This window comes from Kineothrix sp. IPX-CK (assembly GCF_039134705.1).
In the GTDB taxonomy this organism is placed as follows: domain Bacteria; phylum Bacillota; class Clostridia; order Lachnospirales; family Lachnospiraceae; genus Kineothrix; species Kineothrix sedimenti.
Genome location: NZ_CP146256.1, coordinates 3,129,840 through 3,145,454, shown reverse-complemented (window position 1 = coordinate 3,145,454; position 15,615 = coordinate 3,129,840). Strand labels below are relative to the sequence as shown.

At 36.9% G+C, this 15,615-nt stretch carries 13 protein-coding genes and 1 pseudogene; 2 read left to right on the top strand and 12 right to left on the bottom strand.

The genetic code is table 11. From position 1 onward, the window contains the following. Positions 1–176: 176 nt before the first annotated feature. Positions 177–2,714, bottom strand: a complete 2,538-nt coding sequence (locus V6984_RS15100; RefSeq protein WP_342756438.1) for a hypothetical protein — start codon at positions 2,712–2,714, stop codon at positions 177–179. Between the two features lie 306 nt (positions 2,715–3,020). On the opposite strand from V6984_RS15100, the pseudogene V6984_RS15095 reads away from it, so the two are divergent. Further along, positions 3,021–4,263 (top strand): annotated as a pseudogene (locus V6984_RS15095) (IS256 family transposase). A gap of 275 nt (positions 4,264–4,538) precedes the next feature. Here V6984_RS15095 and V6984_RS15090 read toward each other — a convergent pair. After that, complete coding sequence (locus V6984_RS15090) at positions 4,539–5,744, bottom strand: ATP-binding protein (protein WP_342756437.1); 1,206 nt, start codon at positions 5,742–5,744, stop codon at positions 4,539–4,541. A 214-nt stretch (positions 5,745–5,958) separates the two neighbouring features. On the opposite strand from V6984_RS15090, the gene V6984_RS15085 reads away from it, so the two are divergent. Next, positions 5,959–6,408, top strand: coding sequence for a hypothetical protein (locus tag V6984_RS15085; RefSeq protein ID WP_342756436.1), 450 nt, complete (start codon positions 5,959–5,961; stop codon positions 6,406–6,408). Between the two features lie 848 nt (positions 6,409–7,256). Here V6984_RS15085 and V6984_RS15080 read toward each other — a convergent pair. The 10 genes from V6984_RS15080 to V6984_RS15035 form a co-directional block, all read right to left on the bottom strand. After that, entirely contained in the window at positions 7,257–8,543 is a 1,287-nt protein-coding gene (locus V6984_RS15080) for a phage tail tape measure protein (protein ID WP_342756435.1), read from the bottom strand. A gap of 50 nt (positions 8,544–8,593) precedes the next feature. Beyond that, on the bottom strand, positions 8,594–8,800 hold the full coding sequence (locus V6984_RS15075) for a hypothetical protein (protein ID WP_342756434.1): 207 nt from the start codon (positions 8,798–8,800) through the stop codon (positions 8,594–8,596). Positions 8,801–9,143: 343 nt separating this feature from the next. Next, complete coding sequence (locus tag V6984_RS15070) at positions 9,144–9,923, bottom strand: hypothetical protein (RefSeq protein ID WP_342756433.1); 780 nt, start codon at positions 9,921–9,923, stop codon at positions 9,144–9,146. Positions 9,924–9,948: 25 nt separating this feature from the next. Beyond that, positions 9,949–10,671 (bottom strand): hypothetical protein, encoded by a 723-nt coding sequence (locus V6984_RS15065; RefSeq protein WP_342756432.1) that lies wholly within the window; start codon positions 10,669–10,671, stop codon positions 9,949–9,951. Next, positions 10,661–11,137 (bottom strand): hypothetical protein, encoded by a 477-nt coding sequence (locus tag V6984_RS15060; protein WP_342756431.1) that lies wholly within the window; start codon positions 11,135–11,137, stop codon positions 10,661–10,663. Before V6984_RS15060 ends, V6984_RS15065 begins: the two co-directional genes overlap by 11 nt. Before the next feature lie 203 nt (positions 11,138–11,340). Then, positions 11,341–12,225 carry a hypothetical protein gene (locus V6984_RS15055; RefSeq protein ID WP_342756430.1) on the bottom strand — a complete coding sequence of 295 codons (885 nt, stop codon included), beginning with the start codon at positions 12,223–12,225 and terminating at the stop codon, positions 11,341–11,343. Then, a complete protein-coding gene (locus V6984_RS15050) occupies positions 12,167–12,781 on the bottom strand; it encodes a hypothetical protein (RefSeq protein ID WP_342756429.1) in 615 nt (204 codons plus the stop codon). Before V6984_RS15050 ends, V6984_RS15055 begins: the two co-directional genes overlap by 59 nt. 52 nt (positions 12,782–12,833) lie before the next feature. After that, the gene (locus V6984_RS15045) at positions 12,834–12,989 is read right to left on the bottom strand and encodes a hypothetical protein (RefSeq protein WP_342756428.1); all 156 of its coding nucleotides are present in this window, start codon (positions 12,987–12,989) and stop codon (positions 12,834–12,836) included. Between the two features lie 132 nt (positions 12,990–13,121). After that, the gene (locus V6984_RS15040) at positions 13,122–15,062 is read right to left on the bottom strand and encodes an RNA dependent RNA polymerase (protein WP_342756427.1); all 1,941 of its coding nucleotides are present in this window, start codon (positions 15,060–15,062) and stop codon (positions 13,122–13,124) included. A 72-nt stretch (positions 15,063–15,134) separates the two neighbouring features. Further along, entirely contained in the window at positions 15,135–15,455 is a 321-nt protein-coding gene (locus V6984_RS15035; protein ID WP_342756426.1) for a hypothetical protein, read from the bottom strand. Positions 15,456–15,615 lie beyond the last annotated feature (160 nt).

Here is a 15,615-nt window from a genome sequence, read left to right as displayed (position 1 = left end):
TTTAAATGTATGTGACGAATAAGAAAAGTATACAAAAAATGTCGTAATAATAGTTGAAGAGGGAACTACTTCATTAAAATCTCTGGAAATATATGAATCTGTAAAACGTCTTCTTCAGTTTGGGCCAAAAGTAGAATGGCCTGGTATGCTATAAGGTATAAATCGGATAGGTTTTATTATTCAGCATATTGAAACCACTCAACCTCCACATTCTTTTCTAGAGCATCAAGACCAATGCCACTAAATTGAATGGATGAAATCTTAGTATAATCTTCTGTGTTTAATACAAGTGATACGTCTTCAAGATTCTGAGGAACATAATCCAGTGAAAACCCAGAAGTCATATTCGGAACGATAATTACACCCGAACAACTTGAACCATCTTTATAGTTAATAGTCATGTATGTCATTCCGGTTCTCCAGAAAAAGTCCTTTATTTCTCCATAAAATGAGTATCTTAAATGAATTTTCACATAATCAGCATTTTCTGGACATTTTATAGAATCATTTGTAGAGTAAAGTTCAGAGCGGATTAGCGTAAGTTCACTTTTAATAATATTATCTTGTCTCTCTAATAAACAAAATCCTTCTTGTGTGATGATAGAATTATATCTATCCTTGATTGCCTCCCAAGTCAAAGGATTATCTAAATATTTTATATGAAAATAGATAGTTTCGTCCTCCAGTATAATGTACTTAGGTGCTTGTTCTGAGTAAAAATAATCCGCAACTTTTTGATCAAGCCATGGAATGAATTCATTACAATTTTGAATAGAAGGGCTATAAACCATATTTAAATTAGTATAAACAGCTTTATATCCCACTTCCCATGGATAAGTAGTAACAGTGTCATTACCTATTGTCTCAATAATATTTGATGGAATGTAGGTATTGTCATATAACTCGGGAAGCAGGGAGCTGTCTTTTAAAGTTGCAAATGTAATTACTTTATTTTTTAGACTATCCTTAATTTGTCCCCAATTATTGTGGAGATTTATACATAATAGTGAAGCAATGGATAAGCATCCAACTATTGAAGCGGCATAGTAAAACGCATATTTTTTCTTTGTTCTAATCAGCGAATACATTGCTCTAAAATCAATAGATAGAACAATAGCAGAAAATAGCATGGAAACTAGCCAAATTCCCATAGCAATTCCATGTGCAGTAACGGAATATTTGTATGCAAAAAATAGTGAAACGCTGCAAGAAATTAAAATAGTTGACTTATGATAATCGACTAAAAGAGATATAATTATAAGCATGATATACAACAAAACAATTATAAGCAAATAACGATATTCTTGATTCGTTATTGCATCATCCCATTGTTGTGTTTTCATCCATCCGCTAGATATTCTCAATATTCCCGTAACATATTCGTATAATCCCTTTAAAGAGGGGTTATAAACTAAATATGAGATAGGAGCAATTATTAAAGAAGGAAGCATTAATAAAATGCATTTTTTATCTTTATCAAAGAAAAAACGCAGAATAATGAATATAGTAATGAATGCAACGCCGCTGGTAAAAGTTGAAAATTTACAAAAGAACATTAAACTTAGAAGTAAATTTGTTATTATGATACTTTTACTATTACCTAAGAAATAAATTACAACTGATAATAATAATAAATATAATTGGTAGTTATCTCGTTCAGATTCATACATTGTAGATACGTAAACTAATACAGATAAAACAATAGCAGTCAATGATAATTTGTTTTCTAAGTATAGCTTGTATAGCCAAATTAATAGTATAATATGGATAACGAAAATAATTCCCCAAATCCCAATACCAAACCAGTAGGTTGATGAATTGTCCAAATTCATAAGATAGCATATATAACCTAGCGGTCCATATGTAAAATAAATGTCAGTTCCATATTTCAAATTTAAGGAATTGGCTATATTTAAAAAATAGCGCCATGATGGATCCAAGTTGAATCCCCCTACTTTATAAACAATATTTGGAATTATTAGAAAGAACTGTATGACGAACAAAACTATAACAAGCATTTTTCTTATAGGTATGGAATTATAAGATTTCAAATTATTTAATACAGAACTCCATTTCTTATTTCTTGAAACATTAATGGTAAATAGGATAGTAATAAGTGAGAGAGTAAATAATGATAAAACGACAACATTTATGTAGGTGCTGTTTAATTTCGCGAATTCGTAACTAATTAAAACATTACCATTAAGAAGTTCATTATTTTGATATGCTTCTAAATTGGGAGAGTTTTGATCATACCCTCCCATTACGACTAAATACGGATAATTATTATTCGTACATTTTTCAGCAGAGATGTCTATTCGATATATATGATTTTTTTTCAATGTAAGGGAAAAATAATCAGAGTACCACTCAGCATTTTGAATGTCTGTAAATGGTACTTCTCTATCTAATATTAAATTTCTGTCATTATCCATTATTGATACATGTAAAGAGCCAGTAATTTCTGATTCTCCTTTGATTACATAATATTTTAATCCTTTCAAATGAATATTTTCAGAATTGAAGTTTTGTGAAACAGTGGTATTTTCGTTCAATTCAATTAAAGAATGTTCACTTACAACCGGATAGAAAGCTTCGCTGTCATATCTTAAACCCTGATATGGAAAGAGATAATAACATAATGTAAATATACTTATAAATAAAATTGAAATACAGCAAATTATAAATAATTTGTCCTTAGAATTGAATTTCATTATTTTCTCCTAATTAATATTATTTTCCAAGTAAATATAACATAAATCTCTTTATACGGCAATCAAAGTATAAGGGATTTATCAGAAATCAATTGAAGGAAAAAATATTGACAGGGAGAAGTTTAGTTTCTAGCCTGCAAACAAAAATCAAATCGAATTTGAGAGAGTCGAAAAGCCCTATGTACCCAAAATAAACTAAAGGATTAATTCAATAGCGTAATTAATGAGTCTGTGAAAGTTTTTCTGTAAATAAGATTTTATAAGTTCTTCTATGGTAAAATAAAAAATCATAGGAGGCCTTTTATTATGGCAAGAGAAAAGAAAACAGTACACAAACTACAAATGACAGATGGAAAGCGAAACATCATTCAGCAGCTTCTGCAGGAGTACGACATCCAGTCTGCAGAAGATATCCAGGATGCACTTAAGGATCTGCTTGGCGGCACCATTAAAGAAATGATGGAATCAGAGATGGGGGAACATCTTGGCTACGAAAAATCAGAACGTTCCGACAGCGATGATTACCGCAATGGTTATAAATCAAAACGTATCAACAGTAGCTATGGAAGCATGGACATCCAAGTTCCCCATGACCGCAAATCCACCTTCGAACCAAAGGTAGCCAAGAAACGTCAGAAAGACATTTCTGACATCGACCAGAAAATTATCTCCATGTATTCAAAAGGTATGACCACCAGACAGATTTCTGACACACTGGAGGATATCTATGGATTTGAGGCCTCAGAAGGGATTTATTTCAGATGTTACCGATAAGATCATGCCCCAGATTGAGGACTGGCAGAACCGCCCTTTTTCTGACGTTTACCCCGTGCTCTATATTGATGCGATTCATTACTCTGTGCGGGATAATGGGATCATCCGTAAGCTTGCAGCTTATGTCATTCTTGGCATAAACAAGGATGGCTGTAAAGAAGTACTGACCATTGAAGTGGGAGAAAATGATAGTTCAAAATATTGGATCTCTGTTCTAAATAGTTGAAAGAATCGTGGTGTGAAAGATATTTTAATTATCTGTGCAGATGGATTGAACGGAATAAAAGAGGCCATCACTGCTGCGTTTCCGAAAACAGAATATCAACGCTGTATTGTTCATCAGGTAAGGAATACCATGAAATATGTGGCAGATAAGGACAGAAAACCTTTCTGCGCGGATTTAAAGACCATCTATCAGGCACCAACCGAAGAAAAGGCATTGGATTCCTTGGAGCGTGTCACAGAGAAGTGGAACGAAAAATATCCGAATTCCATGAAAAGCTGGAAGCAGAATTGGGATGCCCTATCTCCCATTTTCAAGTTTTCCACAGAGGTCCGCAAGGTCATTTATACGACAAATGTGATAGAAAGTCTGAATGCCACCTATCGGAAACTGAACCGTCAAAGAAGCGTATTCCCCAGTGACAGTGCATTACTGAAAGCCCTATATTTATCCACCTTTGAGGCCACAAAGAAATGGAGTTTGCCCCTGCGAAATTGGGGACAGGTCTATGGGGAGTTAAGCATTATGTTTGAAGAGCGATTACCAGAATAGGGGGGAGCTTATAGACTTTTTACGGGCGGAATTTCTTGCCCGTACTTGACATGCATAAGCAAGTGCTGTTATATATAACCGGGAGTATCCCAAAGTTTGTGTAAACCTTCAAACTGATGTAAGATAAAACTACTCAGTTTGGAGGTTTATTTATGGCAAGGAAAAATGACACACCACAAAAAGCCGCACTGCGGGTGCATATTCCAGCCAAACAGCATAACCGTCCCGAAGGGACGGCATGCTATTCCGCTTCAAACTGCACGTTGTAGATTTTGTTACTTTCTCATGTCTCTTCCATTGCACTCAAGGCGGTACGCCTTAGATGTCATCCTGCTTAAGCAGGCATCCGCATAGGTGTTATCTTTGAAGAGGTCCCACCACTTGATGACGGGAAGCTGAGATACAATCATTGTTGCCTTTTTACAATCTCTTGTTTCAATGATTTCAAAGAGGTCACGGCACTTATCCATGCTTAGTTCCATAAGACCGAAATCATCAATTACCAGCAAGTCATAAGCTGCCATCTGATTTGTATAATCGTAGGCATGACCAAGTTGACGTGCCTTTTCACTTTCTAGAAGAAGTGCATTGGCTCTGATATATTTTACTGTTCGTAGCTGTTGTAAAGCGGTAATGCATAGTGCATTCGCGATATAAGTTTTGCCTGCCCCAGCGCTACCAGTAATCAATAGATTTTTAGGTTCGTCAATCCATTCACATTTTTGTAGTAACTCAATGGTGTGAGTATCCAGCATACGATCTGATTCGTAAAGACCAGAATCAAAGTCTGCAGTCGGATATTTCAAGGACGCTTTCTTAAGTAGCTTGTTGAACTTTGTGTTCTGACGCTGATCCCATTCATAGTGAATAATCTCAGATATACGGGTATGAAAGTCCTCGAGTGCCGTGTTGGGGTTAAGGAACTGCTTCTCCAATGCCTCCGACATGTGGGACAGGCGGAGTTTAAATAGTTTGTCCAATAACAGATTTTCATCAGTGCTTAGCTTGTCATTGTATGTATAGTTTTTTTGTGTATAAGCCATAATTCTCACCTTACTTATAGAAGCCCTTCTTGCACTAAGTGTCATCTGCTTTAAACTATTGTTATATTTGATATCAGAGTCACGAGCTGCATTTTGTGCTTTTATTACATCTTCTGTGCTTGCTGTCTGAAGAACTGTATTTTTGACAAAATCAATTTGCCATCTTTCATCTTCTTTAAAACCATTAAAATAATTATGCCAAGTTCTTTTTCCTTTTTGAACTTGCATATCTATTTTTTGTAATTGTGATAATATACTATTTGCGTCAAAATTGTTTAGTGGCTTATATAATTCATCCACTTTTATTAATTTATCTTGTATATCATTTTGTGTAACAATGAATTTACTGGATAAATCTTTTTTACTACCTGTATTTTTCCACATATTTGCAATACTAGAAAGAGTATAATTATTAGTTAATAATAATTCATCAGTCATTTTCTTAAAACGGTTTCCAAAATCATCGAATGAAGTTCCCAGTATGCCTACTTTTGATGTCCATTTATCGATATTGCTTTCAAATGTATTAAATATCGTACTATAGTTGAAATACAGACGTTTGGAATCTGTATATACAATTAAGTTGAATGCTTGTTTATTATTATTTTTTATGATAAGATATATAAAAATTAATATGTATATGGGGAGAATTATGGCATTATACTATTGTAAAAAGTGTGGTAGAATAGCACATGAAGTTTTTTCTGAAAAACGGCAAATATGTGATTGTTGTAAATCAATAATGTTTACTGTACCACAAAAGTATTTAGATGATGAACTTGATTTTATGATAAAAAACGATTTATCAGAAGATCTTCTTCGTGAAGAACTCGTCAAAACATCTCTAGAATATGACCAATACCTTTTCGACCATAGGGACGAGATACTTTCAAAACAATCAGCTGAATTGGACGCTAAGCGCGCTATTGGCAGGGCAATATTGGAAGAGCAGAATAGAACCGTAAATTGTTCTTATTGTGGCTCTTCTAATGTAAGAAAAATTGGATTATTTAATCGTGCGGTGTCTACCGAATTATGGGGACTTGCCAGCAAGAAAATCGGCAAGCAATTTCATTGTAATAACTGCGGGGCCGATTTTTAATATATCAAATCATACCATAAACAAAACCAGCTGTGGCCGCAGAGGACCACAGCTTTTAATTTTATTCCTTATGAAGTATAAGTTGACTATGAAATTGAATTACCGAAGCAGCACTTTAGTATCATGCTACATATCAATACTTAATATAGTATAATTATCATTTCTGATATACTTGTCCTTAAACTCATTGATTTTACTCTCTTCATCACATCCAAAGTTCCTTTCATCAATAATCTCGGAGTTAAAATGATCAACCTTAACTACGATTAATTTTAAATATGATTTATAAACGATGTTCATATGCATACCCCTTCTTTCTATAATTAGTTAAATAAGTTCCAATCGCGCGAAAATCAAAACTTATAGAGCTCTATATAAAAAGTATAACAAAAGATGAGTCCCATTGTACGGACTCTGACTCTCAAATAAAAATAAAATTATAAATTGCCATTTCTTATCATAAAACACTCAAATGGCGTGAGTGCCAAACATGCAGCAAAGATAAAGGATAAGTCTTTGTCTAATAATTTCACTGTGCTGCTCAGCGTAGTCCCGAATATCTATTGAATCACAAACGTTGCTGCTAAATGATTCCGGCTATGTTATTACAGTGGGGGTTCACCTGCGAGAGTGTGCTTCCCTGCTGACCACACGAGCTCATACATTGTTACTATAGCCTGATATGTCGCCATAACAGGAGAGTAGTATGAGGTTGACGTGCTTCCCAGAATAGGCTATTTTTACCTATTATCTATTCAGACCATATAAGCCGTTTACCTTTATGTATTTCATAAAGTGTATGGTAGAAACTTTTGTATCCAAAAGAACATCCATACTGTCGTGCATATTTAAATTTTGAGGGCAAACATTCTGGCCCCACCGACGTTTTTAATGCTTAATGCGGCGCCGATACCTGCCGATAGCGTTGGAATAACACCTAGTTTTCCTATATTTGCATCAAAAATATTTATTAGAGATGTACCGGATTCGATAATGTCCTTTAAAAAATCTGAATCGAGTACAGTTGTTGAAAGGCCGATAAATGCGTTCTTAAATTCTTCCGTTTTGCTTGTGAGAGACTCTTGATAAACGGAAAATTTCTCCATGGCCTGCCCCGATGAATCCAAGGAGATTTCCGCATATTTCATTGCGTTATCGTAATTTCCCATGAGAATTGCAAAGTTGTCAGAATGTTCGCTGCCGGCAAAGGCACCGGCGACAGCACTTTGAGAAGCTTCCGAGTAGGAATTCCATTTAGAGCCTACCTCATCCAAGACTTCGCCTAAATCTCTGAAGGAATCGGAGGAATCTCTTAATGATATGTTTTCTTTGCCAAGAACTGCTTCAATTCCAGATAGACTTTCTCCATTATTTTCATAATCCTCCAATTTGGAAAGCTCGATATTTTCCATTCGGGATAATACAGCATTAATGGAACCGCTTAGATTTGTCGTTGCTGCCTGGGAACTATCTCCGACAGCGGCAAAATACCCGATGAGCTTATCGAATGATATACCTGCCGAGTCTGCGTTTTTTGCCACCTCGCTAATGCCTGCGGCAAGTCCGCCGATATTTGCGCCGGAGGCCACGTCAACGGAAGATAATTTATCTACAATGTTCATCGCGCCTTCGGCGGAAATTTTATAACCGTCCATAATGGAAGCAAGATATTTAGTGCTTTCAGCAGAAGATAAATTTCCTATTTTAGATAGTACCATAGCATCTTTAATAAGAGTGGTGGTTTCGGCTACGGTTTTACCGTGCTTTAGCCATTCCGTTCCTAGCTGGGTAATATCGGTTACGGTGGCTTTCAGTTCAGCGCCCAGCTTTGAATAGGAAGAGATTAAAGCCGTCATTTGCGGTTTGGTCATATTGGCGGCCATGGCAAGATCGGTTTCGGCCGTATTTAATTTTATGACCTGATTCGCCATGCTTTTGATAGCTATGTCGGCAACTTTTATTATTTTGGTCATATTGAGCCACTTTGATAGCATGGAAGACTTCTCTTTGCTGTTTTCGCCCAGGGATGCTTCTATTTTTAAGTTTCTTGCGGCTTTGCTTAATTTTTTTTGTATTGTTTCCTGAGAGTCAGTAATTTGTATACTGACATCAATTTTATTATCATTTTTGCTCATGCGACGCCTCTCTATACTGTAAGGAAATGTCTACTGTAAATAAAAGCAAGTCATTCCTTACTCCGTTCCATATTACTTACAATCTGCTCGATAAGCTTTTCCTGCAGCTCTTCCGGGGGTACATCCTTTAAAGCTGTTACCAGATTAACAAATACCTTGAGGATGTCCTCTTTTTCTTTCACAAAATTTAGAGCATAGCTATAAAGCAATGTTTTCAACTCGATTTCTTTCTTCTTCATTTTAAAATATTTGATCATATCTTATCCTTTCTTCTTAGGAAATATATTCCCATGCAAATGCCTTGTGTATAGGCAGAATGTTATAAAAAACGGGGACATAAAATCGAATTTTCACAAATTAGATCTTTACATCCCCGTTTTCCAGTCTTGTCTGTACTCAGATTTTAGTTTATTTCATCTGCCCTTGCTTTTTCCACTTTAGAAAAATATGCCAAGGCGCATTCCTTTGAGCAGGCTACCGTTCTCCAATGAAAAGCGGAAGAGTCACTTTCACAATTATGGCATGGTGTGTATAATTTTCCGCATATCCTGCATGGTTTTTGTATTTTATTTAACAATTTCATACCTCGTTTAAGAAGCTTTACTGAAAGATGATTAAGTCCCAAAGATTGGAAGAACCGGTGCATCCGCCTGCGAGAGATTCGGCTTCAAATGCCTGAGTGGTAGGCTCTGTGCCGATTGCCAAATCGAATGTTCCGTTAAAATCAGCTCTCTGGATAATAAACTGTCCGTGGTATACGTTATCGCAATTGTCCTGAGCTGTAATATCGATATAAAGCTTCAGCGTTTTGCCATATTTTTCGGAATCATTGGAAATCTTTGCCGATTCTACCTCTACATCATAGAAAGCCACAACTTCCTCGCCATTCTTCAAATCTCCGGCGAAGAAAGTGATTTCTTTCGCAGCGGGATCATAAGCGAATTCACCATTCTGGGAGGCAGTAGCATTCTGAGATAATTTTCTTCCCAGAGAGCCGTTCGCATTTTTAATATAGATTGTGCCGATTTCAGCGCCGGCAGTTCCTACTGCGATATCTTTTGTTTCGCCTTTGTCGTTATTTACAACGATAATATCCGTAAAACGGACTTTGTATGTACCGCTTTCTACTTCCGTACCGGTGATAGCAGCAATGGCACCGCCTACGACCAGCGCGTTTGTTCCGGTGATTTTTACCGCCTTATTCTTTTTCAGCGAAGCGATTTTACGGCCGCCCTTACCGGTAATGTCTGTTTTTTCCTCACTGTTGGAAATAGTAGTAGCGGTAAGCTCATCAAGTATGAACTCCAATTCGTTCGCGTTGTTAAAAGCCGTAATCTGATCCACCTGCGTGATAATTAATTTGTTTACATCAATAGCCATTTTTATATTCTCCTTTTAAATAATATTAATCTTCGGAAATCCAACTTAAACTTGCCTTATCGGTAATCTTCGATATATCGATGGTGCCGGCATATATTCCCCGCATAGTATTATGAAAATTAATTCCCGTTCTAATCTGGTTAAAGCTTTGATTGAATTTATATATGGATAAGTCCATGACTTCTTCATAGTTATATTTGAATTCAGCACGGTTTACCAAAGCGATAACTAAATTTTCCAATTGAGATTTATACGGTTTATTCGCATTTCTTTTTAGGCGTTTTCTTTCTTTTTCGAGTAAATATCTTTTTGCCTCATCGTTACCGGGTTTTACAACATGTTTTTTTAATCCATTTATTAATCTTAAAGTATCGGTTATTTGGGAAGTAATAAGGCTATCCAGCATAATACCGGACATTTCGTCATACAGTACCTTTTCCTGCGTTTCGCTGTTAGAGCATATCTGAAAACCGCTCATATCCAGTTTCGGGAAGAGAAGTGAAAAATCCTGAGCCTTATGCATCTGAAATAGCATTAGAAATAACTCATAATCTGTAATTTTAGTATAATCTATTCCTGCGTCATCTAGCTGTACCATGTAATCGGAAGGGGTAGAGCACAGTGAAAACACCAAATTATAATAATATTTCTCATCCTCCAATATTTCCCCCACCGTAGGAATATATAGTTCGATTTGGGGTGTGATGGGAAGGGCGGATGAATTCAATAAGCTTTTCTTATGTTCCATTGCTTATACCGTATTGGAGCTCTTTTACGGCAAAGGATAAGAGCCTTCCCTTGAATTTCTTATTTGGAGCATAAGCTATATTGCTTATGAAAGATGTTTTGCCGATGCCAAGATTGCCTCCTGCAAAAACATTTTCCAGCTCGCAGGATACGCTGTCATACCATAAGCCTTTTGCCGTGCGCACCTCATCGGCATGGCATAGGATAAAAAAGGAAACCGTTATACTTTTAAACAGTTTGTTCCTTTCATCAGTTGTAGCGTGGAGTTCAAAGCTGATGTATTTACCGCTTTCGGCCGCTTCATCGGGTATGTATTCATATGGATAGGCTTTACTATATGGGATGGTATCCTCCGGATGGCCTGTCGGGTCTTCCTCTAAAAGCCTTACCATATTTTCGTTTGATACAATAGCATGCATTATTTTGTTCCGATATTCGGACATATCATAATTTTTTGTGTTTTCCAAACGCTCACCTCCTGACAGTATCGATAGTTTAATGAATTTATAATCTTCAGAATGTCAGCGGCAACACCGCATTTTGGATTTGCAGTGCTGCCGCCGACTAGAAATGAGAAGGACTTTATGAAAAGTAAATGGATTCTCTGTATTTCCATATATGATATATAAGAAAGAAAAATTATCAATAAATAGCTTAAATCTGGGGAGAACTACGATTTTAAAACAGTCTTAATATAATAATTTCGATTAATTCTTTTTCTTATTTCCTTTTTACAAGACTTGCAATATTGTCTGTTTTTACTGTCATTCTCTATGATGCATCGGCATGACCGGCATCTTTTAAGCGGTCTGTGCTGTCTTACTCCATAATATTTCCTTTGGTAATTGCGCATAAGACCGTCTAAGCTGTGATTGATATACCTCACGTAAAAGTGATCTTCGGTCAGGAAATCGAACATGGATGAAACGACTGACTTATCCTCGTAGCTTTCGATTAATTTACAATTATGAAAAGCGGTATGTAAAAATCCCTCCATTACCTTTTTATAATCTTCCCATGATAAGGACATTTTTTCCGATTGCAGCCTTCTTTTGACTTTTAGGGAGTCGTCGATTGCATTATCGATAATGGAAGTAACCCCTTGGGCATCTAATTCAGAGCCGGAGATCCATTCATAATATAAGCGTTTTGGCGTTGTGATCAAATGCAAGTATTCTTTACCGAGAACGATTTCTTTATCAAAATACCTGGTATAAATATTATTTATTTTTTGCCTGATAATACTGCGCCAATTTTCGTCCTTCGTGGTTGCTTTATAATATTTATATTCGATGAGAGACCACGTATTAAAAATCTGCCCGAGCTCGGTATTCAATAAGTCCTTTCTTATTTTGAAGCGGATGCACTTGGTATAGGTTCTTCTTTTGTTGTCACAGGACCAGATGGAAGAGCAGAAAGCGCGGAAAATCTCCTCTTTTTCCTCTTGAGAGGATGCGTCCTTGTAATCTTCTATGATCTCATAAAGATACATTTCATCACAGTTGTAAATAAGTATCACCTTCCTCGAATTCAAAATATTTACCCAGATATTCATAGGTACCTTCCGTTTGGAACGGGACCTCTTTTATGCTAATGTTTCGTTTGATATTTGTGTTTCGCCTCAGATTGTCTGCGATATAATCGCCGTATGCGGACCATGCCAAGGCCTTGCTGATAGACATGCTGCCATAGGAAACCTTGATAACGTAGTTAGCAATAGTTTTCTCTGACAGTCCGGTTTCATCTCGCAGCTTTTTCCTGAATTCTCCGGCAACAGCTTCCATGTTGAATTTATGATCTTCGTTATCCGATTTTTCCCGTTGCATATTTATGTGCTTTTTGATCTCCTGTGCGTAGTCGTTGATGTATCTGCGGCATATTCTCATAATATGCCTATTCTGCAGCTCTAAGGTATGATTGAGAACAATCTCCTTTGTATCTGCCAAGCCGCTTATGTCATTGCTCCATAAAATATTCTTTTTTTCCCAAGCGCATATAAAAGCACATAGTTCATTCATGGGAGAAGGAGAGTGGTAGCAGTTTAATTTCAGTTTGTCGCTTTCTTCTTTTTTATCTTTGTTTTTGAGGCGGACCTTTTGATAGATGTCCATTTTTTTCGGATAGTTAAAAAGCAAGAAATACGGAATTTGCTTTAGGTGTTTTTTAAGGCTGCCGCTCATATTCCAGCGAAGTCCGGTTTTCAAAAAATCTATTTCTTTCCTTGATACCCTCGGTTTCCCGATATTTATAAGGGGAGTAGACCATATCTTTATCCATGGAAAAAATGGATATGCAGCGCTTCCATACAAGGAATTTCACCTTGTATGTACTTCCTCACGGAATGGTCGTTGCACCTTCCTCCCAAGACGGGAGGCTTGGCACAGGATTGCCTTATCTTTTTGGACTTAGGTTTTTCCTGTCAGCCATTCGATTCGTCTTCATTTCCTAAGATTACCGGACGCAGCCGGTTCGAATGACACCCCGGATTTCCAGGTTCACTGCATTTGCAATACACATCGCTGTGTAAAGGGGCCGGTTTTGACCCTGAAAGATTCGTAGAAGACTGGCATAGTCTGAATATAATTTCCTGATATTTCCATCGTCGGTATACTTGTTTTCAATGCTGGTGGCCGCATTTGTGATTTCTCCGATACGGCTGTCCCTTGTCATCAATTCATATTCGATAAGGTTTTCCTTGTTATATTTTTGGGGGATGGCCATTGCTTTGTCGTTTATGTCAATAATGACAGACTTTTCTATTTTCGATGAAACGATGGTGGGATCATTACATAGAAAAACGATATCCCCGTCACAGTCGGCACCTCCCTGCTGAGGTAATGAGAGGTCGTACATGTTGAGCATCACCACGTCCTGATCCTTAAAGTGAGAGAGCCATTTACGGGTAATTTCGTTGGTTACGATTGTTACCTTGTTCACCTCGGACGGATCCACTAAGGGAGAGCGGAAGGATAAGCAATCGCCCTCGGTCATTGTTTCACAAAAAAATTCATGCGCTTTCAAACAACCAATTGGAGATTCTCCGACGGCATATTGCAGATACCCGATCATATCTCCAACAAGCGTATGATAAAATCCGTCGGCATAAATCTTACCTACCTTTGCTTCATCGATAGATTTTTTCAGCTTGCGGTAAATAAATTGTTTTACGGCAGGGTCTTTTAACATAACATCATTGATGAGTACAGCCTCAAGATACTTGCTTTCCGGCTCATAATCCTCGGTATTTTGCACTCCCATAAATTTATAGGTATAGAATTTATCGCCTTTAATTATTTTTTCAAATAAATCGGCGGTATACCTGGCGATAGAAATTATTTTTCCGGCGTTTTCCTTTGCTAAAATATCGTAGGAACCGATTTCACCGTGTTGGTAATAATCGATGTATTTTGGGTTCCATAGATCTAAGCATTGAAGATACTGAAAATTCATACGCGTCTTTTTATTTAGATTTTTAATATGGTGGCTGTACTTGTTGATTCCAAGCTTGTACTCATATTTATCAACCGTTTCCATATATTTCGTCCAGGCCTGATTTCCATATTTTTCCTGAAACTGCTTATGTCCCTTGAACATAGATGTGTTCCAAATACAGTCAATGGTATCGATATTGTGCCTTTTTCCATAAATATCTGTAATATATTCATATCCCCATTCATGCAGCAGTGCCTTGAACGGAATATATACGGAATATCCCTTCATCATGGGCATGCGGATCTGCGAACCGATAGGTGAATAATCTAAACAAAGGGTCTCCTTTACCTTTTCCATAAATTCTTTTTCATGACAGCCGCAGCCGTCAAAGGGAGATAATTTTATATCCTTATAACCTTCCTCGATTTCCCGGCTGTTATAGGTTCCCTTCTTTCCGGTATCTTTATCCGTAAATTCTCTCTGCCTTTCCACAACATATTTAACCAGTTGGCGTTCTAAAACCTTTTCATATTCGCCGATGATGACAATATTTGGCATATAATCGGGAAGAATGGTGCAGGAGCTGAACGGGAGACAGCGCTGGGCCTCGTATTTTGATATAACACAATTATGAATCTCCATGTCCATCTGAGTAATCGTATACAGCTCTTCAAAAATATCATCGCTGACAAATGCGGTGATGCCTTGTTTACCCTGGGAAGCAGATTTCCCAAAGCGGGAATAATGTATTCCGTTATATGTAAAGCCGCCGTATAATAATTGCTTTAATTGATTTGCTTTTTCTTCTTTTTGTTCTTTTTTGGCAACGACCAGTATCAATTCCTTCATATGGTGATTTTGATTCTTGGCGCGCAGCCTTAGTATCTGGTCGAATAGAAGAGAGTACCCCTGGGCAATTAAATATTCATTTTCGATTTCTGCCTCTCTGGTAATCTGCACGTTATAATTTTGCTTTACAATTTCTTTGATAGGTATCTTGATAAGTGTATATTGTGTTTTATCTATGACTGATTACCTTCTTTCATAATTCCAGGCGCCGAACTCCATAAAGCTGACAAGATATTCGTATTTTTTAATAATGGCTGAAAAAAAGCCCTCCTGATATATCCTTAGGATATAATCCGCCACGTCTCTGTTTATACTATCCGATTCCATCCGGTAAACCTCATCGCCGGGCACGCAGTGGTATTGCCCGATATTATTCTGAGATATTTCTAGTGTGAAATCATAGATATTGGGTTTATCAGTATCTGCCTTTAATATGTTGGCTCTGACTGTATAATCCTCATTTACCGGCACCGAAATGGCGAAGCCTTGTTTTATATATTTCATAAGCTATGGTTCCTTTCCTTATTAGTGAAGTTCGAATAATTTATTTTTTTTCTGCATTCATCATTAAATATTAAAACATTAACAGTTTCCTGGATTGCCGAACCTGCCGGACGGTTCGGAGTGAAATCACGAGGACTTATTTCTCCTGCATATGCGCGGT